This window comes from Faecalimicrobium sp. JNUCC 81, assembly GCF_053667625.1.
In genome coordinates this window covers 1457100-1481895 of sequence record NZ_CM132203.1, presented here as the reverse complement: position 1 = coordinate 1481895, position 24796 = coordinate 1457100, and the positions used below count along the sequence as shown (strand labels likewise).

The following is a 24796-nucleotide window of genomic DNA, read 5'->3' as shown; positions in this document are numbered from 1 at the left end:
TTTTTTATCAATTAAATTCGACCCTTTATCTATTTAATACTTATATTAACTTATTTATTTTAAATACATTAATGTATCTTTAATTACTCATAAAAATAATATAAAACCAATAATAGCTTTTTTAATAATCATAATAAAAAAGCTATATTAAGATATTTACATAAATATCTCAATATAGCCATTACATATTTTATAAATGAAATATCAGTTCGTAAAATACGAAGTAAATTTATTGCATATGAGAATAAATTAAATTTTCTCCCCCTAAATTAAACATACTATTACTTAAATCCAATGATAACACACCAGAACTTAAATCATGTGGTGTATTTTCTACAAATCCTTTTATTGCTAGTCTCCTATTTTTTTCTGAATGAGATAACTTTAAATAATCTCCATCACTATACGAAGCATTATTTAGCCTTTGTGCTATACTATCAGCTGCTTCATTACCTTTTACTAAGTATTTACCTTGCAGCTCTCTGTCTTTATTGTAATGCTCTATTGTTGTATACACAGCTCCACCCATATATGTATTAGCTATTTTTCCAGATGATATTGCTATAAACCTTTTATTTTCTGTATCAAATCCTAACTTTAAGAATATTTCATTGTTATATCCCTTAAACTGTATCTCATTTATTTCTCTTAATTCATTAATTGCTTTATCTATATTTGATATAGCTTCTGTTATATCTTCTTCATATAGGTTTGGTTTTTCTATTAATAACACTCCTGATGATATTGCATTTTGTAACTTCTCAAATGATGATTTTGTATATCCTTCATTTAAGATTTTTTTAGCTTTTTTTAATTTTTCAACTAATTTTAATTTATCTGATGATAAGTCTAGTTGAGTATTTGAATATCTTAGATTTTCTCCATCTATATAGAATAAACTCTTAACTAGATTTAAATCTCCTACTCCAGCACTTAAATCAGATGGTTGATCTATTATATATCCTTTTATTACTAATCTTCTATTTTTTTCTGAATGACTTAGCTTTAAATAATCTCCTTCTCTATATTGAACTTGATTTAATTTTTCTGCTATACTGTTTGCATTTTCATTTCCTTTTATTGAGTATTTATTTTGTAACTCACCTTTTTTATTGTAATGTTCTATTGTTGTATATACTGCACTTCCCATATATGTATTAGCTACTTTTCCAGTTGATGTTACTACAAATCTTTTATTTTCTGTATCAAATCCTAACTTTAAGAATATTTCATTGTTATATCCTTTAAACTGTATCTCATTTATTTCTCTTAAATTTTCTATAGCAGATTTTATTTTACTTATCACTTCTTGAATTTCTTCTTCATATACATTTGACGCATCTATTACTTTTTCTCCTTCTGTTATTGCATCTTGTAATTTTTCATAAGTTAATTTTGTATATAAACTTCCTTTTATCTCTTTTGCTTTTGATATTTGTAATATTAATTCGTTTTTATCTGCTGATATATCTAATTTCTCATTTGAGTAATAGATATTGTCTCTTCCTAGATAAAACATACTTTTATTTAAACTTAATTCACCTACTCCATTACTTAAATCATGTGGTGTATTTTCCACATATCCAATCACGGCCAATCGTCTATTTTTTTCTGAATGACTTAGCTTTAAATAATCTCCTTCTCTATATTTAACTTGATTTAATTTTCCTGCTACATTGTTTGCATTTTCATTTCCTTTTATTGAGTATTTATTTTGTAACTCACCTTTTTTATTGTAATGTTCTATTATTGTATATACTGCACTTCCCATATATGTATTAGCTACTTTTCCACTTGATGTTGCTACAAATCTTTTATTTTCTGTATCAAATCCTAACTTTAAGAATATTTCATTGTTATATCCTTTAAACTGTATCTCATTTATTTCTCTTAAGTCCTTTATAGCTTTTTCTATATTATTTATGGCACTTTCAACTTCTTCTGCATCAACATTTTCAGTGTTTACTACTACTTGGCCTTCTTTTATTTTTTCTTTAAGGTTTGTCCAAGTACCATTTGTATATTTACTTTCTTCAATTTTATTCGCTTTTGATATTGTTTCTTTTAAATCATCCGTATTTGCACTTAAATCCAATTTTTTATCTGAGTAAATTAAACTTTCTCCTGTTAAATAGAATAAACTATTATTTAAATCTAAGTTTCCTACACCATTACTTAAATTATTTGGTGAATTTTCCATATATCCATTGATTACTAATCTTAAGTTTTTCTCTGCATGATATAACTTTATATAATCATCTTCTTTAAAAACTAAATTATTAAGTTTACTTGCAACATCATTAGCATTTTGATTTGCTAGCATCTTATAACTTCCTTTTTTCTCTCCTTTTTTGTTAAAATGGTCTATTCTTACATATTCATTTGAATGCATATATGAATTTGCTACTTTACCACTTGATTTTGCTATAAATCTATTTTCATCAGTATCAAAGTCTAATGTCAAAAATGTTTCATTATTGTATCCTTTAAATACTACTTCATTTATTTTTCTTAAATTATCTATAGATTCTTTAAGGCTTATAGTTGCATTACTTATTTCTTCATCACTTGCTTGATTGTTGTTATATACAGCATTAGCTTCATTTGATTTTTCTATCATGTTAGCCAAAGTAGTTTTTGTATAATCTTGTTCTTTAAGTGTTTTCACATTTTTTAATAAATCTTCTAAGTCATCTTTATTAAATCCTAAATCTAGCCTTTTATCTGAGTAATTTAACTTACCCTTTTGAATATAAAAATAACTACTATTTAAATTAACATTAGTAAGACTGTCATTTATATATCCTGGAGCATTTTTTACATTACCTTTAATAGCTAGTCTTCCTTTTTCAATATGATCTAATTTTAAATAATCTCCATCTCTGTATTTAGCTGAATTTAGTCTTTTAGCTAATTCATTAGCATTTTGCCCACCATTTAAAGTATACGTAGCTTTTTTATTTCCGTGCTTATCATAGTGCTCTATTTTAATATATTGACCTCCTATGAAAGAGTTTGCTACTTTTCCACTTGATGTAGCTTTAAAACCTTTATTTTCATCATCAAATTTTACTGTTAAAAAAGTTTCCTCTTTATATCCTTTGAATATTATTTCATTTGTTGAATCTTCTATTTTTAATTTTTTATAAAAACTTTTTTCTTTGCCATTTTCTTTAGATGCTACTTTTATATCACTATTTAAAGATATAGATTCACTTAATTCATAACTAAATTTTCCATTTACATCAGTAGTAGTTTTATATTCTACTCCATCTACATTTATAAATATTTCTGAATTAGGATTACTCATTCCTGATAATATTATATTACTTCCATCAAATGCTGATTTTAATGTTGGAGGTATAGATATATTTTTATATTCATCAAAATTTTCTGTATCTGACATATATATAAAGCTTGACGTTGAATTCTTTATTACATCATCTATTACCTGTTTTCTTGTTATACTATTTCCTGTTGCTTCTATATATGGAATTACATTTAATTTATACTCTTTTGCAATAAAATAAGCTATATAATCCCATCCACCATATGGGTATCCATTTTCTCTATAATAAGTTTCAGCCTTTGCCATAAATTCACTATCTATGTTGTCTATGAAACTTAAGAAGAAGTACATAGAGTGTATACTTCCCTTAGAACCAGACTTTAAATACTTTTCATAGCTAGGAACTACTGTTTTAGCATCATAATTATTTTTTGTATCACCATAAATCCAAGCCCATTGAGGTTTTTCAAAGTCTAATCTTCTAAGTGTATTTGCAAACATATTATTCCAATACTCTACAAATCCCCAACCTTGTTCATATATGTGTCCATACTCATGATACATTCCCCATGTATCTGATTTTTTTGGGTCTTTTAAATATTCATGTATATTTTTAGGAAGAGTATCTAACATCTGTCCTCCAGCAGACATATATCCAACTTGTTCATTTCTTGCACTAACTAATACAAAATTTTCTCTTGGTCTATTTATTTCTTTATCGTTACCTTCTTTTAATCCTGCTGTTTCATTAAATGTTGATATAATTCTTTCATGTGTATCTAGTGTATCACTAGCATCTATATTCTTTGGTATGTATTTTGATTTAGGAACATAAAGTCTTACATTATCACTTATAAATAAAGCTCCATCTTCTTTATTTTCATTAGAGTAAATAGCGTTTTCAAATTCATCCTCATCTACAATGACCTTATCAGATAATTTCTCTTTTCTCATATCATAAGTAGGTGTAATTTTATAATCACTACCATCTAATGTGATTACTACATCTACAGAGAAATCATCATCTACATTACCATCATATTTAATATTTCCTACTTCTAAAAATAATTGACCTTTTCTAGGAACTTCTACAGTAGTTTTTTCTCCTACTTTAATAGTTTTTAATTCTCTTAAGTTATTTACATCATGTAAAGATAATGTTGCGCTACCTGATACACCTTTACCTTTGATGAAAATATCCACTTCAGTTTTTTCCATTACTTCTATACCTAGTGGTTCACTGGCATGAAAAGGTATATTGAATTTTTTGTTGTCCTGATTAGGACTTAGACTTGTCTTTCTATAAACCTTTAAATTTTCTACACTATCTTTTTTTACTTTACTATCACTTGCAAAAACTGTTGTGATATTAACATTTGTTGCTAACATAGTTACTAATAATCCTGTCATGATAAATTTTTTATTCATGGCTCATCTCCCTTTAAAATAAATTTTATAATAAAATTTACCCTAAGAGCAAAAAAGACTGCACTAAAGAGCAGTCCGCAATATCTTAAAATACAAAGAATATTTACTCTTTGGCAACTGGCTGGCATAGTATAAAACCTTAGCCCCTATAGCTTTGCGTCATTAGATTTCCCTAATTTTGCCTATTTATTTAAAAATTATTTTAACATATTTTTTATTTTAATTCTATCTTTTTCATAATGTTTTTCTGAATATACTAAAAAATCAATTTATTCAAGATTATAATAAATATATTTCTATTTTAATTTTATGATATTTATACTTTATGTAAAAAAAAGATATCACCATAATTTTGGTAATATCTTTTCATAACTAATAAATATTATTTTTAATAACTTAACTATTTTTAATTATTTTATCAAATAATTTATAGATACCATAACCTAATACACTACCAATAAAATTCATAATAATATCGTCAATATCGCAAGATCTGCCTATAAAATATTGTACAAATTCTATTAAAAAAGTAAATAATAATGCGTATAAGCATATATACTTAAACTCTCTACATTTTTTTAATACTATAGGTAATAATAACCCAATCGGTATAAACATTATAATATTAGCAACTACTTGTGACATCATTGCTTTATATCCCATATCATAGGTTTCAATTAAAAACTTAAATGGAACAATATTTATAAATCGGTATGGTGGATTAAAATCTATTCCTCCTAAAAATATTGTCACTGTTAAAATAATAAAAATACTAAAACCTAACAATAAACAACTAAACTGTCTCATAAATGGTATCTTCTTTTTTCTCAAAATAAAGTATACTGGTGAATATAAAATACATACACCTAAAAATCCAATTATAGCTATTACAAAATACCCTAATATTCTGTCCATAAAATCACGTCCTTATATTAACTAACTATTGTTGTTCTTTGATTATATTTTTGCTACATAGATAGGTAATAATAAAGTATCCACCATATATTACAAATAAAAATATAGCTGTCATAATAATAGATTTAAGAATTTTTGCTTTACCAAATGTTTCTAACATCATATTACATACTTGTATTCCAAATATAGAGTGAATAGCTGCAAGTATTAATGGAAAAGCAAAGAACACTCCTATTTGTATAAATAAAGATTTATTAATCATCTTTTCATCTAAGCCAATTCTTCTTAAAGTCATATACCTGTCCTTGTTATCCGCACTTTCTGATAATTCCTTTAACGCAAGGATAGCTGCACTAGATATTAAGAAAACTATTCCTATATAAAGACCTATAAATGTTGCCATTGCACTAGTTCCTATATTGTCGTTATAAATATCTATCTTGGTATTAATATAGGTATTTAATTTTTCATCGTATAACTCATTCTTTATATCAAATATTTCATCTTCAATATTTTGTTTATCTACTTTACTATTCCCTTTGTAATTTGCAGCTAAAATTTCTTGACTATGCATACTTTCATCTACTGCATCATCTGGAACTAAAACTATACCCATATTACTTGGATCTGATGATATTGTAATAAATCCATTTTTACATTCTTCATATTTTGGTTTGTAAGTTTTTCCCTTTAAATTTATAGAAGGGCTATCTTTTAAACCTTGATTACGCATTTCTATAGAACTTTTATAATCACAAATAATCATATACTCATTATCTTTTAAAGTGTATGTTGTATTTCCATACAACTTTGCAATTTTATTATAATCACTTATTTTTATAATGTCCTCTGGTGTATCAAAATAAGAATAAGGATCATCTTTTCCTATTTCTTCATAATAATTACCCAATGTATCTTTTAAAGATACCTCTTTAGTAGAGTAAGTATTAAATTTAACTATATCCTTAAAATTTTTATCTACATCAAAATTCATATCAGTTAAAGTTTGATTAATACTTTGCTTTGAACTTTCTATTTGATTATTAGAATATTCATTTCCCTCATTATCTACTTTTTCTAAATTTACAAGTTTTTTAATAGTTATATCTACTTTTGCTAATTCTTTTAAATTATTTTTAAGAGTAGAATTCATGGAAACTGAACTAGAAAAAATACATATTGTTAAAAATAGCATTAAGCATATTATAGACATCGAAACTACTGTTGTATTTATTTTGCTACTAATTTGTCTTAAGGTAAAATTATTTAAATTTTTGTAATAAACATTCTCCATAGACATTATTATTTTCAAAATAAGTCCTGAAATAGACCAAAATACTAAAAATGTACCTAATGCTCCATAAATTATTTGCATTAAAACACTGCTAAACTCAACTAAGTTGCTAGCGCCAACAGTTACATTGTAGTAAGCATAAGATAACAAACAAACTGCAAATATAAATACTAATATACAAATATATGGATTTTTAATTTTAACTTGTTCTGATTTATTTATTCCTTGTATCAAGTCAATTAACTTACATCTACTGACCTGTATAACATTAAATATCATTACTATCAAATATATTATGCAAAAATAAACAGATGTTTTTAAAATAGCACTATATGAAACTACAAATTTAAATTTATTCATATCTGCTTCAAACATATTTGCTACTACTATTGACATTACTTGTGATAATGCTAGTCCTAAAACTAATCCTACAATTAAAGAAATTATACCTATTAAGATAGTTTCAAATAAAATTATTTTTGATATACTTCCTTTTCCCATACCCAATGTCATATATATACCAAATTCTTTATTTCTTCTTTTCATCAAAAATCTATTAGCATAGATAATTAAAAAACCTAAAATAAAAGATACAAATACACTTATACCAGACAATGCACTATTAATCATTTCCACTGCATTATTAGTAGATTTAGATAAATTTAACATTACAGTTTGACTTTCTATTGAGTTAAATATATAAAATATTGAAATTCCTATAATAAGGGTAAAAAAGTAAATAGCATAATCTCTAAAACTTTTATTTATGTTTTTGAAAGATAGTTTAAATAACATCATTCACATCGCCTCCTAGCAATGAAACAATATCAAGTATTCTTTCAAAAAATTCTTTTCTACTATCATTTCCCCTCATAAATTCATTAAATATTTTTCCATCTTTTACAAAAACTACGCGAGAAGCATAGCTAGCAGTAAAAGCATCATGTGTAACCATTAATATAGTTGATTTTAATTCTTGATTTAAGACTTGAAATATTTCTAACACTTTTCTCGCACTGCTAGAATCTAGTGCACCGGTTGGCTCATCTGCTAATACTAGCTTAGGATTTGTGATTATTGCTCTAGCACTAGCAACTCTTTGCTTTTGACCACCTGACATTTGGTATGGATATTTATCTAACACCTGTAAAATATCAAGTTTAGTAGAAATTTCATTAATACATTCTTTTATTTCATCTGCTTTAATATTTTGAATTTGTAGTGCTAATGCTATATTTTCATAACCAGTTAATGTATCTAATAAGTTAAAGTCTTGAAATATAAATCCTAATTCTTCTCTACGAAATTTATTAAGTTCATTTCCCTTTAATTTTGTTATATCCTTACCATCTAAAAAAATATGACCACTTGTAACTCTATCAATGGTAGAAATAGTATTAAGTAATGTAGTTTTTCCAGAACCACTAGCACCCATAATAGCAACAAATTCTCCTTTTTCTACTTCCAAAGAAATATTATCTATTGCCTTAGTGAGATTTGATTTATTTCCATAATACTTGCTAATTCCATCAATTTTTAAAACACTATCCATATTTTGTATCCTTTCTTATCTAAATAATTATTTTACTAACTCTTACTATTTAATTATATAAAAAAGGAAATATAACTAACATCGAATTATATTACATTATCTTACATCACTGTAATATTTATTATCTTTAAAGTAAATTGATACTTTTGTAAAACAGTCTTTATTAGATTCTATTTGTATATTGTGACCTAATTTATTGCATAGCTTTTTCGATAAGTACAGTCCCATACCTGTTGAATTTGCAATTTTTCTTCCATTTTCTCCTGTAAATGATTTATCAAATACTTTTGAGATATCTTTTTCACTTATACCTATTCCATTGTCTTTTATTTCTAAAGCAATAATATCTCCAAAGGTTTTAGTATTAAACTTTATTTTTGCATTTTCTTCTTTTGAGTACTTTATACTATTGCTGACAATTTGATTTATAATAAACTCTATCCATTTGCTGTCACTTAAAATAATTTTATCTACATTACTTATTTCTATTGAGATATGTTTTAAAAGTAAGCTATCTTTATTTTTCCTTATTACACTATTTATTATTTGCTCAAGATTGCAAGACTTAATTAAATAGTCTTTTTCTGAATTTTCGCTTCTAACAAAATATAGCACCTGTTCTACATAGTTTTCAATTTTATTTACTTGTTCTTTTATTTTTTTATTTGAATCTGGCTTATTATTATGTAAGATTAAGGTCGTACTAGCTATTGGTAGTTTTACTTCGTGAATCCACATTTCAATATATTCCTTAAAGTCATTAATGTTATTTTTATATACTTCTATTTCTTCATACATAGATTTATCTATTTCATAAAGAGAATCATAAAAAATCTTTCCTTCAATAAAATTAGGTCTTTTAGATATTTCTGTAATTAAACATTTTTTATCTAGCTGGTTTAAATTATCAATAAAATCATTATAAAAATTTCTTTTTCTAAAATAATCATAAAAAATAATTGATATTATAAACATTAACATTACTATTACTATTGATATTATTAAAGAATTTGGAACTCTAAACATAAATAGAAAGAATAATATAAAAGTCATCAATGCTATATACATTAAAATATGTACAATTTTATCATTTAAATAATCTTTTAATCTCATATAAGTATATATCCTTGTTCTCTTCTAGTTTCAATTACTCCGCTTAATTCTATTTCTTCTAGCTTTTTTCTTAATCTATTTATATTAACTGTAAGAGTATTATCATCTATAAACCTGTCATTTCCCCATAAATAATTCATCATTTCATCTCTAGTAACAATTTCTCCCTTATTCATAAGTAAGAAATAAAATATTGTTATTTCATTTTTAGATAGTAATAATTCTTGTTCCTTTGATTCTATAGTACTTTTTAACAGATTAATCTTTACATGTCTGTAGGTAAGATTTTTGTTATTTTTATTTATTCTTTTTAATAATGTCTCTATTCGAAGTAATAATAATATAGGACTATAAGGCTTTGTTATGTAATCATCTGCTCCATAACTCATACTAAGAACTTCATCTACTTCAGTATTTTTACTTGTTAGCATAATAATTGGTATATCTGATTCTTTTCGAACTGCTTTTAGTATTTGTTGTCCATTTATGTGTGGTATTTTAATATCAAGAAGTACTAGATCTGGATTTATATTAAGTATATCCTTTTTTACATTTTCAAATGAATGTAGTATTATAGCACTATATCCATTATCCTCTAACAAAATTTTTAATTCTTCTCTTAATTCAATATCATCTTCTATAATTAAAATTTGCATATATTCCCTCCTATTTACATTAGCTCATATATTTACTATTCCTATTTTAACATAAAATAAAAAACCATATTGACTATTATATCGATATGTTTTTTGAATAATCTTTCTTATTAATACTCTCTTTTTTATTCATTTTTTCTATACTTTAAATCTTAACTAGCTTGTGTTATATTTATATAGCTATATTTAACTAACTATTTAGGAGGTCATTCATATGAGAATTTACGAAAATTCAAGTGACATTGTAATCGAAAATATTAAAGATTTTGATATACATAATATCTTTTCCAGTGGTCAAAGTGTTAGATGGAAAAAACAAAAGGACAACTCATATACTTGTGTAGTGAAAAATAAGATTGTAAATGTTTCTCAAATAGATGATACTCTTTATTTAAAAAATACTAACTTAGAAGATGTTAAAAACTTTTGGGTTCATTATTTTGGACTTAATATTAATTATTCGCTAATAAAAGAAGAAATTTTAAACATATCTCCTAACTTATCTCATATTATAGATTTTGGATCTGGACTTAGAATTCTTAATCAAGATGAATGGGAGACTTTAATTACACTTATACTATCTGCCAATAACTCTATACAAATGCTTGAAAAGATAGTTGATAACCTATGTTCTAGTTATGGAGATTATATAGGCGAATACGAAGGAGAAAAATACTACTCATTTCCTACTCCTGACAAGTTATCTTCTCTTTCATTAGATGAACTTAGAGAATGTAAGGTTGGATTTAGAGATAAGTATATAAAATCTACATCAATAGTTATTTATAACAATGATATTGATTTATATAACCTAAATAAACTAGATACTAAATCGTGTCTAGAAAGTTTAAGAAAACTAAGTGGTGTTGGCGAAAAGGTCGCAGATTGTGTTGCCATGCTATCAATGAAAAAGTACGATGTATTTGCCGTTGATATATGGATAAAAAGAATAATGGAAGACATATACTTTAACAACGAAAACAATTCAGCAAAGAAAATTAGATTATTTGCAATCGATAAATTCGGTGATTTATCAAGTTTTGTTCAACAGTATTTATTTTTCTTTGCAAGACAAAATGAAGTAGGAAAATAATAATTTAAATATAAAATAGCTATGTTTAGTAAAATTTTATAGAGGCTAAGCTTCTCTTCATACTAAATATAGCTATTATCATTTTTAATTAATTTATAATTATAGTAGTTTTATCTAATACATTATCATAAATCCACTGAGCATTATCTACAGCTAATCTAACACATCCATGACTCAAAGCCATTCCCAATCTATCATCTATTATTTCAGTCCCGTCTGAGTTAAATAAAATTGAATGATAATAATAGGCACCTCTAATTCTAGTAGCGTATTTTACTCTATAAGTATCAGAACCAAAGTAAGGCTTTCTACCACTAACATAAAAAGTACCCTTAATAGTTGGTGTACTAGGTTTACCTATTGTACATGACCACTTGTGAAGTAAATTCCATGAGCCATCATTGTTTTTTTCAAATACATAGGTAAGCTTATTTTCTAAATCTGTTGTAATCAAATTTATAGTTGGACTTTTAATTTGATTGTCGTTTACAAACTTTGTCATATCCGTATAAAAGTATTTAAAATCATATCCTTGCGGTGGATTTCCATCATCAGAAAGAAAATAGCTAAATATATATCCTTCTTGATTATCATACATAACATTACTCCAGTCTCCATTTACATATAACACTTGTACTATAGATTTTGGAGGAATTGTAGTTACCGGATTTGACTCAGCAGATGGATAAGACCTTAAAGTAACATCTGTCCATGTATATTTTGTTTTAGATAAGTAATCACTATATACATACCCTCTTTGTCCATTATATGATACTTCATACCAATCTTCTTCAGCGTCAATAACTTGAACCTTAGACCCTCTAGGTATTACAGTAATTATATTTGAAGAAGTAGATTTTTCTTCCCTTAAGTTAGTATTAGCTAAGGTGTATTTTTCTGAATTTTGTTGTTGTCTTTTATATTTTCCCATACTTCACCTCTAAATTTACTTTTTGTAATATCCTATGAGATTTTTTCTTTATTTGATACCATTATACTCAAAACTAGCTGATACAAATTTTATTAAGCTAGAATAAATATATTTGGAATTAATCTTTCAAAGCAAAAGACGACTAATAAAAATATATTTGTAGATTTAAATGATGGGGATAATTCTCAAGAGTAATATACACTATAAAAAATGTAGTTACTAAGTTTTTATACTTAATAACTACATTTTATTTAATAGGCTACTATTTCTTTAATTATAAACTCTTTTCCACTAAGTAAATCCCACCTTTTACTGCTACAATGAATACACTTACCATTATTTTCCTTTACATTAAATACTTTATTGCAACTTTTACATATACCATTTGCAGGTATAACTTCTATTTTCAGCTTCGTATCTTGCAAACTTGTATTATCTACTGCTACTGGAAAACAACTTTCTATATATTTAGGTATCATAGAAGATAACTCTCCTATCTGCAATACCACGCTATCTATTTTTGTTAAATTATTTTCTGATGCTACCTTTTCCACTGTTTTTACAACCTCTATAACTACTCCTAGCTCGTGCACTATTTTCACCTACTCCTGTTTTACGTCTACTTGTTTTCAGCAAGTACATCTCTATAAGCATTAGTATCTGTGTAAATTTCATCCTTTATTGGATTAAGTTTATTTTTTCTTATTTTACTAAATTGATAAACTGCTAAAGCTGCATTAACAATTAAAGATATTAAACTTACCACAAAGAACGCACTCTTGTTATGTGTTGTAGCAACTGGTGCTATTCTATCAGCAAATTGTGGCACAGTCATAACAAACATAATCCAAAGAGCTAATGTTTGAGCACGATGTTGTAACCAAGCACCTCTTTTTATAAAGAAAGTTGGTATAGTACATGAAAGTAGTAACGCCGCACCACAATAAATTGAGTGATCTGATATACAGTTATAAGTATAAGCAAAGTTCCATACATCATAAGCTATAATCCATGTCCATATCATATCTGGCCATATCATATCCTTTGTTTTATCTTTCGATATAAATATCCCATAACAACCACAAATTGTAATTATATTTAATATTCCTGCTATACCATTCATAATATTCCAAGGTCCAGATATTGTCCAAAGATTATCTACAACTCCACCATCAATTAATCCATAAGTAAAAATTTGGAAGTCCCTAATAGAAGCTTCAAATATATTTAATGCTAAAATCACTGCTGGAAGAGCCAATGCCCATTTTTTCTTTTGTAATGATGGAATATATCTAAGCGCCATAAACCAAATACACCCAGCCAGTGCTGAATAAGTTTTCACCCAGTTAAACCAAGTTCCCGTTCCATATTCATTGCCTGGTGCTGCTGTAGTTGGCCAGACAAAAATAGTTAAAAATATAGGTACTATTATAAACAATAGTATCCCTGCCCATTTTGTTGATCTTCCAAATTCATTGAATACCATCAATGCAAGTAATACAAATAGGAAAATTCCCCCTCCTTCAAAGGTCATTTTTTCATATAAAATTCCCATAATGCACCTCGTATCTATTATATTTTTATTTTACAAATACATCCTTAACTTTCTTTGTTATTATTCTACCTTTTCGTCTTATAATTGTTTTAACTATTGCGGGTTTCATATCTTCATAAGCTAAACCTTCTGCATCATATTTTCTAACAAGTGATATGGCATCAAACTTACATTTTGTAGTACATTGACCGCAACCTACGCACATATATTCATCTACAATAGTAGCTCCACAACCTAAGCATCTTTCTGTTTCTTTTTTTACTTGTTCCTCTGTAAAAGTAAGACGTGTATCCTTAAAAGATTCTTCTGCCCCTACATCAGATTTATGATGTGGTTTTTGTCTTGGAATATTGTCGTATCCTTCTAATTGCAAGCTTTCCTTATCAAATTCATGATAATCTCTTCTGTCACGTCCATTTACTAAACTTTGTCCTGGTTGAACAAAACGATGAATTGATATAGCTCCTTGTTTACCTGCTGCTATAGCATCTATGGCAAATCTAGGACCAGTATATGAGTCTCCTCCAGTAAATATATCAGCTTCATTTGTTTGATAAGTAAATCCATCAGCTTTTATTGTATTGTTAGGATTTAACTCTACCTTACTACCTTTAAGTAAATTGCCCCAGTCAATACTTTGCCCCACTGAAATTAAAACGTAATCAGCATCTACTACTTTTAAATTAGTTTCATCAAATATTGGAGAGAATCTTTTATTTTCATCAAATACAGAAATACATTTTTTAAATTCTACGCCTACTACTTTTTCATTTTCTATAATTATTTTATTTGGTCCCCAAGAGTTATTTATTACTATTTCTTCTTCTAACGCTTCTTCTATCTCTTCTTCTAGTGCAGGCATTTGTTCACGATTTTCTAAGCAGAACATATCTACACTATCTGCACCTACTCTTGTTGCATTTCTTGCCACATCTATAGCAACATTACCTCCACCAATAACTACTACTTTTCCATTTAGCTTTATATCTTTTCCTAAATTGACATCACGTACAAATTCTATTCCAGGAATAACTCCTTTTGCATTTTCACCTTCTATATTCAATCTTCTACCAGCCTGTGCACCGATTGCTAAATAGAAAGCTTTGTACCCTTCTTTTCTCAATTCATCTAATGTAATATCATTACCTACATCTACACCTGTTTTAAACTCTACTCCCATTTGTCTTAGTATGTCTATTTCAGCATTAACTACTTCTTTTTCCAATCTAAAAGAAGGAATCCCTAAAGTTAACATACCACCAAGATCTTTTTGCTTTTCAAACACTGTTACCTTATATCCATCTATTGATAAATAATAAGCACATGAAAGTCCAGCAGGTCCACCGCCTATTATTGCAATCTTCTTACCATAATTATGTCTTTTTTTAGGGATAAATCTATGTTCTTCTTTTAAATCTTGTTCAGCTATAAACTTTTTGATTTCATCTATGGCAATTGGTGAATCTATATCTCCTCTTGTACATGCTGATTCACATTTTCTAGGACAAATACGACCACATATAGCCGGGAATGGATTTTCTTGCTTTATAAGTTGTAAAGCTTCTTTATATCTTCCTTGTGATGCAAGTTTAATATATCCTTGAACAGCTATATGAGCAGGACATGCGCTCTTACATGGACTTGTTCCACTTTCTACCACATCTTCTCTATTAGTTCTATAATTCTCATTCCATTTATCTGGTCCCCAATTAGTATTTCTTGGTGTCTCTTTTCTTTCTATTTTATCTACAATAGGTTTGTTGGAACATAGTTTTTGTCCTAGTTTCAAAGCATTAGTTGGGCAATTTACTACACATTCACCACAAGCAACGCACTTATCTTTATCTACTTTAGATACATAATTAGAACGTACCATGTCCATATTAGCAAACATATTTCCTCCCTTTAGTGCTAAACAAGAACATCCACAACAGTTGCATATAGCATGAGTTTTTCCTGAACCATCTAAGTTTGGTATTTGGTGCATTAAACCATTTTCTTCAGCTCTTTTTATTATCTCAAAAGCTTCTTCTCTAGTTATTTCTCTACCTCTTCCTGTTCTTATGTAGTACTCTGCTGCATGACCTAATTGAATACACATATCCTCTTTTAAATGACCACATCCTTCTCCCATACTTTCTCTCGCTGTACGACATGAACAATCTGATACAGAAAATTTATCACTATCATATAGATATTTTGATATTTCCTCATATGAGGCTCTTCTTGTTTCACCATCTATGGCAGTTTCTATTGGAATAACACGCATAAGTCCCACACCTGGAGGAAAACTTCCTGTAGATCTTGGTCCATTTTCCACACCATAATCATGAAATGCCTTAGGGATTTGTGGATATTTTTTAGCCTGCTCCTTATTATTAACCATCATCTCCATAATTCCTGGTACCCAAGTTTCATACCAGAAAGTATCTACACCATCTATCTCATTAACAAAAACTACCCCTATTTCTGATAATTCTAATAATAACTCTGTGCACCTACCAACACTTTTTCCACATAAAGGTGCCACTTTCTCAGCCGTTGTTTTTTGTCTAATCTTCATACAAAGCAAAACTTCTGCCATTTCATTTGTTACAACTGGCTCTAAGATTTTATAACGTGCATCATTTTCATCAAAGTATCCTCTAGACCCTGGCTTCTTACCACTAACTTGATTTGCAAACTGAAGAACTTTTTCTTTAACTCCCATCATAATCCTCCCCCAAAATTTAAGTCTTATATTACTGATTCCATACTTTTATTTCTTTTCTTATCCAATTAACCCATTCATCCATACCTTCACCAGTTTTAGCTGATACCTCTATAACTTTTATATTTGGATTCAATTTTTTAATATATCTTCTAACTAAATCTAAATCAAAGTCAAAATACTCCATAGCATCAATTTTATTTATTAAAACCACATCCACTATGGAAAACATTAATGGATATTTAAGAGGTTTATCATGTCCTTCCGGTATGCTAAGTATCATAGCATTTTTTGAAGAACCAGTATCAAATTCTGCTGGACATACTAAATTCCCCACATTTTCTAATATTACAAAATCTACATCCTCTGTTTGAAGTTCTACTAAACCTTGCTTGGTCATATCCGCATCTAAATGACACATTCCACCTGTATGCAGCTGTATTACTTTTGCTCCTGTTTTTGAAACAGTATTAGCATCAACATCTGAATCTATATCAGCTTCCATAACCCCTATTCTCATTTCATCTTTTAATGCCTCGATAGTTCTTAAAACCGTTGTAGTCTTACCTGAACCTGGAGAAGACATTAAATTTAATAAAAAAGTATTATCCTTCTTTAAATCTTCTCTAAGCAAGTCTGCTTGTTTATCATTGTTTTCAAAAACGCTTTCCTTTATCTCAATAACTTTATATTTTTCCATAAAATTCCCCCTTAATATTTCTAATCAATCATTTAATTTTGCTTAATTTCACATAACTTATTTGTTAATTTTATAACATTTTTAATTGCAGAATCATTTTCACCGAATCTCATTCTGTAATTAAAATATATCAGTTTTAACATATTTTGTAAATATATACTTACAGTTTTCATTTATTTTCTTTCACAACTTTTCATTATATATTTCCTTTTTTTATGCTATACTAAATAATTATATAATTTACTGTATTGACATTGCAGTGCTATAGAAAGGTATTTGTCATGAAAAAATTAACTAATAGACAAAAACAAGCTATTGCAACCAAACTTAGAATTACACAAGTAGCAACTGAACTTTTTAAATTAAATGGCTTTGACAGTGTGAAAATTCAAGATATCTGCCAAGCTGCAGAAATTTCAACAGGAGCTTTTTACCATCATTTCAAATCAAAGGCAGAAATAATTAATACAGCTTACGAACAAGTTGATATTCTAGTAATGGATAGACTTGAAACAAGAAATTTTTCTTCAAATCTTGATAAATTATTATTTTTATTAGGTGAAGGTGCTAATATGATGGAGGAACTTGGATGGGTATTTGTAAGTGAAATATATAAAAATTTACTTTCAATAGAAGGAAAGTATTCTACTAAACCTGACCGTTATATAGCATTAGAAGTTAAATCTATTGTAGAAGATTCACTAAAAGATGGTGAATTGGATATCTCTATTTCTTCATTAGATTTGACTATGATAATTATGAGAATATCTAGAGGTACTATATTTGACTGGTGTCTTCATGAGGGAAGTTATAATCTTAAATCTAGAATGGAATTTGAATTAAACTTAGTTCTTTCTAATTTCAAAACTCAAAACTAGATGGAAAGAGTCGCTAATAAGGCGACTTTTTTTATTTTAATCTAAATATTAAAAGTATCTAAAAATTCATATTTTTTAGTAAATACCAAAAACTCCCAAATATATTTCGATTTCTAACTAAAAGTGCTACAATAATCCTGATTCATAACTTTATATATTTAATTGGGAGGTAAAATTATGTTTTTATTTGAATCACAACCAATTACCAATTGGCTTATGTTATTTTTAGTGTTCATTTTATTAATTATATTAAACGAAATTGGACGACGTTATAAATGGGGTGGGGTTTTTCTATTTATAATATTACCAATCATTCTTACATTATTTGTATGGCCTAATACCACTAAAGGTACTAGTGTGAATGACTGGTTTCACTACGCAAAAGTTTATTCTGCTTTAGCCGGATGTATCGGCTTTTGGCTAATACGTCATTTAAAAGATGCTACTAGTCATAAATGGGTTTTATATTTTCCACCATTAATTCTTGCAATTAATATTCTTGAGGCTGTTTCTCGTGATTTCCAAATTGGTTCACTAGGTCTTACAAAAGAAGTATTTGAAGGAATAATGTTGTATAGTGGTTCTTGGAACTACTTAAATGGTATTGCAGGTATATTAAATATAATTACAATCACAGGTTGGGTAGGAATCTGTATTAGTAAAGATAAGAGCAAAGATATGTTATGGCCAGATATGTGCTGGTTCTGGATTATTGCTTATGATCTTTGGAACTTCGCATATACTTATAACTGTTTAGGTGATCATGCTTGGTACTGTGGTATTGCATTACTAATCGCACCAACTGTAGCTGCCTTTACGCTTAAAAAAGGTGCTTGGTTACAACATCGTGCACAAACCCTTGCTCTTTGGTGTATGTTTGCAATGACATACCCTGCATTCATTGATGAATCACAATTTGCTGTTAAATCAACACAAAATCCAACTGCATTATTTATTATAAGTTTAATTGCACTTCTTGCTAATGTAGCATTATTTGTTTATATGATCTACAAAGTAAGAAAAACAAAACTAAATCCATACAAAGGTGAGCTTTATACAGATCTAAAGTGCTATGAAGAAGTAAAAGCATTTGCCGAATAATAAAAAAATCAAGCTTTGCATGAATCTGCAAAAGCTTGATTTTTTCTTCTATTTAAAAGCTTATATTATTTTTTATCATCTATCAATTAGAATACCCTGATTTACTTTGTCTAATAATTGATTCAAGGATAGACCTATAACTCTCTTTCAGCAGTAATATATACAACATCTAAACCTGTTGTATCAACTGTAAATGCTGCTTCTCCTTTTTTATTTTTAACATTAACAATCTTAACATCAACAGTACCGTCTGTCTTACCTAATGTTACTTTATAATTTCCTGACTCTTTGGCAGAAAGTGTTACAGTTACTGTTCTCTTTGTACTTCCTGCTGAACCATTTCCACTGTTTGAATTTCCAGGGAAGTGAAGTACACCAAGAGCCCTTGCATCTACCCCTTCAAGTACATCTAAAGTAGGTTGCCCTTGATTTCCTTGACCATTACTTATTTCTTTTATTTCCATAAATATATTTGTTGTCATATCTTTTGTAACTGGTAATCCTGAATGGATAAGCTCTTTGTTATCTTTTAATACTTTAAGCATTGTTTCAACTGTTCCAAGAACTGATTTTGGATATTTTGTTCCATTTGCTTCAAAGTTATTATATAGTTCTCCATAACAGTATAAACCTATTCCTTGACCACCTCTAGCTATTGTCTGAGCTGTAATCTGTTTTGTAACACTTCCATCATTCATCGTTGCACTGATTTCTGTTGGAAATAAAATAGGGAATCCTGTTGCATATGTATTTTCTGTATCTCCATTTTTATAAGTATTATAAACTGTATCAAGATTTTTATATAATGAGCTAGCATTTCCATAGAACATACTTCCTATCATATCAACACTCTTGTAAAAATCCATAGTCGTTCCATCATTAGAATATCTATCATCTCTAATATTATTTTGTTCTGTATACCCACTTTGAGTATTTGTAGTAGTCGGCTTATAAGGATCACCTTTATGAAGAGAATTGCTAAAACATTTCCATAGATTATTTATTGTCTCTGCACGGAACTTGTTATCATCTTTACCAGCATTTTTCGGATCAACCTTATACATTTTTTTCAATTCTTTATAATATGGATTTTTATCGTCTCCACTATCAACATAAAAATTAAATCCTTCTTCATTTCCAATTTGATATCCTACAATATTAGGTGAATTTACAAAATTTTTCCCAAGTGCTTCTAAAGCATTTGTAATTCCTTCAAATACAGTTGGATGCCAATACGCTAGGAAATTTTCAATTCCTGCATGATTTCCACCATGCTCATCTCTATCAGCTCTAATATCTGCTGAAGATGTAAAGTTATTTCCCCACTGCATAGATAATGCATAATCACGACCATCAATATTATGTTTATCAAAATTATATCCCCAGAAATTATCCATTTCTCTTGGAATATTATCTGTTTGACTGTGGAAGAAAATTACAAGCTCTGTCTTTAAACCATTTTTAGCTGCAAGATCTGTCACATGATTTAAGAAAGTAAAATCATATTGTCCTTGTACAGGCTCCCAATCACGCCAATATGTCATCAGCTGAACTGTATTAAAACCAATATTTTTCATATCTGAAAAATATAAATTCCATTCATCATCAGTAACTTCTTTAAAATTATCTCCTACATCAGCTGGATTTGGACTCATCTGTCCATTGTCATCTACACGAGTATCCCACCATCCCGTTTCTATAGCTAATGGATAATATGGCTCACCATTAACATAATAAGCTACCTTTCCATTCTCTAACTTTACCATAGCAACTGGATGATCTTTAGCTTCATCTTCAGGTACTATCTTAACATCTTGCTTGATAAGATTTTCATTGAATATTGTGTCATAAACCTTCTTTAATCCCTCTTTATCAACATACTTATCTAGTTTATCATATGGCAATCCAGCAGCCTGTGCCTTATAAGGTCCAACCATAAATACTGAAAGACATACAAGCATAAAAAAAGATATTATTTTTCTTCCCATATTCCCTTTCATCCCCCTTTTATTATTATGTTATGACTAAATATTTGTTGTATAACTAAGCTTATTTTACTTTCCTGTTTGACTTATTACAAAATCAACAGCCTTTTTAGGATCTCTTGTTAAATTAATATACTCTGCTCCTTTTGTAGCTGCTAATTTAATTCCTAGACGATCAGTATCTTGCTTTATATCATCATAGTAAGAACCAACTTGTGGTGCTAGAATTATCATATCAAAATCTTTCATAATTTCGTAATGTGAACCATATGCTCCGGCTGCTGAGGTTATAGGAACATTACACTCTTTTGAACCTTCTTCTAAAGCATTTGCCAACATAGCACTAGTTCCTGCCCCTGCACATAAAACTAATACATTTATACTTTTTTCTACTTTATCTGATAAACTTGAACCAACTTCCGCTTCAACTTCACTAGTACTTAAAACAGCTTTAGCTTCTACTTCAGCCTTTTTATTTTCTTTTTTCTCTAATTTTATATTCTCTAATTCTACTTCTAAGAGATGTGTATCATACGCTCTACAAAATGGTAAGTATATTATAAAGTCTACAATAATTAAAACTGCCATTAATACAACTGCCCATAAACTAAATCCTGTGCCTAATATTAGTCCCATTGGAGCTGGCGTTGCCCATGGTAGAACATACATAAAACTATTCATTCCAATTACATCTACAAAGAATTTAAATAAACAAACATTTACTATTGGTGTTAATAAAAATGGTACAAAGAAATATGGATTTAATATAATTGGAGCTGCGAAAAGTAAAGGTTCATTTACTGCAAAGCATACAGGTACTACTGAAGCTTTACCAACTGTTTTTAACTGTTTAGACCTTGCACATAATAAGAATATAAAAGGTACAATTAAAGTAGCTCCTGTTCCTCCCATTGTTCCTACAAAGTTACCTAATCCAACTGTTAAAACATTTGATGCATGTTCTCCTGCCTGGAATAATTCTAAGTTAGTCGCAACATTTGCATATATAATAGCTGCTATTGCAGGCTCTACTATTGATGGGCCATGAACCCCAACAAACCAGAAAAATGCCATAGCTCCCCAAATTATTGAAATTCCTAAATATCCATCTGCTGCTGTAAATAATGGTTGCAAAAGATTTATAATAGCTTCTGCAAAAGAAGTTCCTACAGTACTTCTAACAGCTAAGTCAATACAAACCATTGCTAATACAGAAAAACCAAAAGGGAAAACATCCTTAAATGTTTGAGAAATTGTTCCTGGAACTTCTTTTGGCATTTTTATAGTTATGTCTTTTTTTACGCAAAACTTATAAATATTAACCGTAATAAATGCTGATACAAATGCAGCCATAAGCCCCTTTGTTCCCATGTATTCAGTAGAAAAACCACCTTCAATTTGATTTACACTTAAAAGTAAAAATCCTACTATTGATGCTAACATAGTTGAAGTAGAGTTTATAACTTTATTCTTTGGCATAATTCTATTCATCGACTCAGTTAAACATCTAGCTGTAGTTCCAGCAACTAATAAGCCAACTACTCCCATTGAATATCCATAAACCTTCCATAACCAGTTAGAAATATTATCCGGCCAATAAAATCCAAATGAATTTGGAACTGCTGCAATTAATATAAATATACTTGAAAATAAAATGACTGGCATGGCTGTCAAAAATCCATCTCTAATAGCTGATAGATATATATTTCTAGAAATCTTTTCAAAAAACGGTTTACCCTTTTCAATTTGCTTTATTATAAAATTCATAGAAAAATCCCCCTATTAGATTCTTTTTACTTTGTTTTTTTATAAAGCTCAATAAAATCTTGAACAAGATCCCTTAATAAAAGAGTTGTCATTAAGTGATCTTGACCATGAATAAATATTATACCTAAATCCATGCTTTTTCCTGAAGCTTCTTGTGCTAGCATTTTAGTTTGTGCATTATGAGCTAATGAAAGATTTTCATCTGCATCTTTTAGTTTTGCCTCAACATTATCAAACTTGCCATTTCTAACTTCTTTTAATAATTCCATTAATGAACTCCTTGCATCTCCTGCATAAGCAACTATCTCAAATCCAAGCATTTGTAATTCTTCTTTGTTCATATCAATTCCCCCTAATAAGTATTAAGTATAATATTTTTATATTATTGTTTTAGTTTCGCTAACACGCTTATACCAATATGCAGATTCTTTCGGATATCGTCTTTGAGTTTCGAAATCTACATAGAATAGACCATAACGCTTGTTATATCCATTTGTCCATGAAAATAAATCCATTAAAGACCAAAGGAAGTATCCTTTTACCTCTACTCCATCAGATATTGCATCACTGATTGCTTCTAGATAAACTTTTATATAGTCTATACGTTGTTTATCCATTATTACTCCATTATCAAATTCATCCTTATATCCCATACCATTTTCTGTTATATAAATTTTATTGTAATTAGGATAATCATTTTTAATTCTCATAAGGATATCATACATACCTTCAGGGTAAATTAACCAATCCCAATCAGTCCTAGCTAAACCTTCCTTATATACACGTTCTCCTATACCTTTAACTCTATATACCGAACTTCCTTTATCACCTGTTCCATTATGATAGATCATACTCTCACCATCATATGCTTTAACAAAATGGCATTGATAGTGGTTTATTCCTAGATAATCATTTCTATTAGATGCTTTTTTCATAATCTCAAAATCTTCATCTCTAAAATCATAAGTTGCATTATTATTTTTGCAAATATAATCAATAGCTTCCATAGTTTCATCAGAATAATATCCAAGGTATGTAGCATCTAATAAAAATCTTATTGATAAGGCATCCTCTAGAAAACAAGCTCTTTTATCTTCTTTTGAATTACTATTTGGATATTTAGTTTCTAAAGAATGGACAACCCCAATCTCTCCAGGATATTCATTTTCCTTAAATAAATTAACTGTCATAGCATGAGCTAACATCATATTATGTAAGCATTGAATAATTTTAGTAAAATCAAATTTTATTGATGGAGGAAAAACTCCTAATAAGTATTGATTTGTAGCTACTGGATAAATTTCATTAAATGTAGCCCAGTATCTCACTTCGCTAAACTCTTTAAAACAGAATTCTGCGTAATCTACAAAAGCACTTATAGTATTTCTATTAAGAAAATCCCCTTCATCAAATAAAGTTTTTGGAGTATCAAAGTGATGTAGAGTTACAAATGGAATTACGTTTCTCTTTTTACATTCTTCAAAAATTCTATGATAGTAGTCTACTCCTTCTTTATTTACTTCCCCAGTTCCAGTTGGAAAAATCCTAGTCCAAGCTATAGATATCCTTATACCATTGACACCAAACTTTTCACATAATTCTATATCATCTGCAAATTTATTATAAAAATCACTTGCAGGATCTGGACTAAATCTTCCTTGCTTTTCTAAAAATTCATCCCATGCAACAGCTCCCTTCCCGCCTTTTTTTGTAGATCCTTCTGCTTGGTATGCCGCTGTAGCACCACCAAATATAAAGTCATCAGGTAATTTTTTGAACATAAGTAATACCCCCTATTTTTTAATTAACAACTTAAGAGTTTTTAAGCA

General features: G+C 28.4%; 18 protein-coding genes and 1 riboswitch. Of the genes, 3 read left to right on the top strand and 15 right to left on the bottom strand.

Annotated elements, in window-relative coordinates:
* Positions 1-229 precede the first annotated feature (229 nt).
* The 6 genes from JNUCC81_RS07310 to JNUCC81_RS07285 form a co-directional block, all read right to left on the bottom strand.
* Positions 230-4717, bottom strand: a complete 4488-nt coding sequence (locus JNUCC81_RS07310) for a putative mucin/carbohydrate-binding domain-containing protein (RefSeq protein WP_454095981.1) — start codon at positions 4715-4717, stop codon at positions 230-232.
* Positions 4718-4826: 109 nt separating this feature from the next.
* Positions 4827-4910, bottom strand: a riboswitch (cyclic di-GMP riboswitch).
* Between the two features lie 203 nt (positions 4911-5113).
* Positions 5114-5632, bottom strand: a complete 519-nt coding sequence (locus JNUCC81_RS07305; protein ID WP_454095980.1) for a VanZ family protein — start codon at positions 5630-5632, stop codon at positions 5114-5116.
* 25 nt (positions 5633-5657) lie between these two features.
* Positions 5658-7724, bottom strand: a complete 2067-nt coding sequence (locus tag JNUCC81_RS07300; RefSeq protein ID WP_454095979.1) for an ABC transporter permease — start codon at positions 7722-7724, stop codon at positions 5658-5660.
* The gene (locus tag JNUCC81_RS07295) at positions 7711-8478 is read right to left on the bottom strand and encodes an ABC transporter ATP-binding protein (protein ID WP_454095978.1); all 768 of its coding nucleotides are present in this window, start codon (positions 8476-8478) and stop codon (positions 7711-7713) included. Before JNUCC81_RS07295 ends, JNUCC81_RS07300 begins: the two co-directional genes overlap by 14 nt.
* A gap of 96 nt (positions 8479-8574) precedes the next feature.
* The gene (locus JNUCC81_RS07290; RefSeq protein ID WP_454095977.1) at positions 8575-9591 is read right to left on the bottom strand and encodes an ATP-binding protein; all 1017 of its coding nucleotides are present in this window, start codon (positions 9589-9591) and stop codon (positions 8575-8577) included.
* Positions 9588-10247, bottom strand: coding sequence for a response regulator transcription factor (locus JNUCC81_RS07285; protein ID WP_454095976.1), 660 nt, complete (start codon positions 10245-10247; stop codon positions 9588-9590). Before JNUCC81_RS07285 ends, JNUCC81_RS07290 begins: the two co-directional genes overlap by 4 nt.
* A 214-nt stretch (positions 10248-10461) precedes the next feature.
* Here JNUCC81_RS07285 and JNUCC81_RS07280 point away from each other — a divergent pair, with 214 nt between their 5' ends.
* On the top strand, positions 10462-11340 hold the full coding sequence (locus JNUCC81_RS07280; protein ID WP_454095975.1) for a DNA-3-methyladenine glycosylase family protein: 879 nt from the start codon (positions 10462-10464) through the stop codon (positions 11338-11340).
* Positions 11341-11428: 88 nt separating this feature from the next.
* Here the strand turns inward: JNUCC81_RS07280 and JNUCC81_RS07275 are convergent, their stop codons facing one another.
* The 5 genes from JNUCC81_RS07275 to hypB form a co-directional block, all read right to left on the bottom strand.
* A complete protein-coding gene (locus tag JNUCC81_RS07275; RefSeq protein ID WP_454095974.1) occupies positions 11429-12271 on the bottom strand; it encodes a L,D-transpeptidase family protein in 843 nt (280 codons plus the stop codon).
* Between the two features lie 251 nt (positions 12272-12522).
* A complete protein-coding gene (locus tag JNUCC81_RS07270; protein WP_454095973.1) occupies positions 12523-12873 on the bottom strand; it encodes a hydrogenase maturation nickel metallochaperone HypA/HybF in 351 nt (116 codons plus the stop codon).
* A 17-nt stretch (positions 12874-12890) separates the two neighbouring features.
* Positions 12891-13826: a DUF5692 family protein gene (locus JNUCC81_RS07265; RefSeq protein WP_454095972.1), complete on the bottom strand. Its 936-nt coding sequence runs from the start codon at positions 13824-13826 to the stop codon at positions 12891-12893.
* Between the two features lie 25 nt (positions 13827-13851).
* The gene (locus JNUCC81_RS07260; RefSeq protein WP_454095971.1) at positions 13852-16539 is read right to left on the bottom strand and encodes an FAD-dependent oxidoreductase; all 2688 of its coding nucleotides are present in this window, start codon (positions 16537-16539) and stop codon (positions 13852-13854) included.
* 28 nt (positions 16540-16567) lie between these two features.
* Complete coding sequence (gene hypB / locus JNUCC81_RS07255) at positions 16568-17236, bottom strand: hydrogenase nickel incorporation protein HypB (protein WP_454095970.1); 669 nt, start codon at positions 17234-17236, stop codon at positions 16568-16570.
* Between the two features lie 281 nt (positions 17237-17517).
* Between hypB and JNUCC81_RS07250 the strand changes: the two genes are divergently transcribed.
* A complete protein-coding gene (locus JNUCC81_RS07250) occupies positions 17518-18114 on the top strand; it encodes a TetR/AcrR family transcriptional regulator (protein ID WP_454095969.1) in 597 nt (198 codons plus the stop codon).
* A 177-nt stretch (positions 18115-18291) separates the two neighbouring features.
* Complete coding sequence (locus tag JNUCC81_RS07245; protein ID WP_208334095.1) at positions 18292-19215, top strand: DUF5692 family protein; 924 nt, start codon at positions 18292-18294, stop codon at positions 19213-19215.
* 134 nt (positions 19216-19349) lie between these two features.
* Here JNUCC81_RS07245 and JNUCC81_RS07240 read toward each other — a convergent pair whose 3' ends face one another.
* The 4 genes from JNUCC81_RS07240 to lacG all read right to left on the bottom strand — a co-directional run bounded on the left by JNUCC81_RS07240 (position 19350) and on the right by lacG (position 24748).
* Entirely contained in the window at positions 19350-21203 is a 1854-nt protein-coding gene (locus tag JNUCC81_RS07240; protein ID WP_454095968.1) for a beta-galactosidase, read from the bottom strand.
* A 66-nt stretch (positions 21204-21269) separates the two neighbouring features.
* Entirely contained in the window at positions 21270-22967 is a 1698-nt protein-coding gene (locus tag JNUCC81_RS07235) for a lactose-specific PTS transporter subunit EIIC (RefSeq protein WP_454095967.1), read from the bottom strand.
* A gap of 26 nt (positions 22968-22993) precedes the next feature.
* Entirely contained in the window at positions 22994-23308 is a 315-nt protein-coding gene (locus tag JNUCC81_RS07230; RefSeq protein ID WP_454095966.1) for a PTS lactose/cellobiose transporter subunit IIA, read from the bottom strand.
* A gap of 36 nt (positions 23309-23344) precedes the next feature.
* The gene (gene lacG, locus JNUCC81_RS07225) at positions 23345-24748 is read right to left on the bottom strand and encodes a 6-phospho-beta-galactosidase (RefSeq protein ID WP_454095965.1); all 1404 of its coding nucleotides are present in this window, start codon (positions 24746-24748) and stop codon (positions 23345-23347) included.
* Positions 24749-24796 lie beyond the last annotated feature (48 nt).

Coding starts and splice junctions, on each gene's coding strand:
- JNUCC81_RS07245 (WP_208334095.1), top strand. CDS start 18,292: ATGTTTTTATTTGAATCACAACCAATTACCAATTGGCTTATGTTATTT.
- JNUCC81_RS07295 (WP_454095978.1), bottom strand. CDS start 8,478: ATGGATAGTGTTTTAAAAATTGATGGAATTAGCAAGTATTATGGAAAT.
- JNUCC81_RS07275 (WP_454095974.1), bottom strand. CDS start 12,271: ATGGGAAAATATAAAAGACAACAACAAAATTCAGAAAAATACACCTTA.
- JNUCC81_RS07265 (WP_454095972.1), bottom strand. CDS start 13,826: ATGGGAATTTTATATGAAAAAATGACCTTTGAAGGAGGGGGAATTTTC.
- hypB (WP_454095970.1), bottom strand. CDS start 17,236: ATGGAAAAATATAAAGTTATTGAGATAAAGGAAAGCGTTTTTGAAAAC.
- JNUCC81_RS07310 (WP_454095981.1), bottom strand. CDS start 4,717: ATGAATAAAAAATTTATCATGACAGGATTATTAGTAACTATGTTAGCA.
- JNUCC81_RS07235 (WP_454095967.1), bottom strand. CDS start 22,967: ATGAATTTTATAATAAAGCAAATTGAAAAGGGTAAACCGTTTTTTGAA.
- JNUCC81_RS07250 (WP_454095969.1), top strand. CDS start 17,518: ATGAAAAAATTAACTAATAGACAAAAACAAGCTATTGCAACCAAACTT.
- lacG (WP_454095965.1), bottom strand. CDS start 24,748: ATGTTCAAAAAATTACCTGATGACTTTATATTTGGTGGTGCTACAGCG.
- JNUCC81_RS07260 (WP_454095971.1), bottom strand. CDS start 16,539: ATGATGGGAGTTAAAGAAAAAGTTCTTCAGTTTGCAAATCAAGTTAGT.
- JNUCC81_RS07305 (WP_454095980.1), bottom strand. CDS start 5,632: ATGGACAGAATATTAGGGTATTTTGTAATAGCTATAATTGGATTTTTA.
- JNUCC81_RS07240 (WP_454095968.1), bottom strand. CDS start 21,203: ATGGGAAGAAAAATAATATCTTTTTTTATGCTTGTATGTCTTTCAGTA.
- JNUCC81_RS07230 (WP_454095966.1), bottom strand. CDS start 23,308: ATGAACAAAGAAGAATTACAAATGCTTGGATTTGAGATAGTTGCTTAT.
- JNUCC81_RS07300 (WP_454095979.1), bottom strand. CDS start 7,724: ATGATGTTATTTAAACTATCTTTCAAAAACATAAATAAAAGTTTTAGA.
- JNUCC81_RS07290 (WP_454095977.1), bottom strand. CDS start 9,591: ATGAGATTAAAAGATTATTTAAATGATAAAATTGTACATATTTTAATG.
- JNUCC81_RS07280 (WP_454095975.1), top strand. CDS start 10,462: ATGAGAATTTACGAAAATTCAAGTGACATTGTAATCGAAAATATTAAA.
- JNUCC81_RS07285 (WP_454095976.1), bottom strand. CDS start 10,247: ATGCAAATTTTAATTATAGAAGATGATATTGAATTAAGAGAAGAATTA.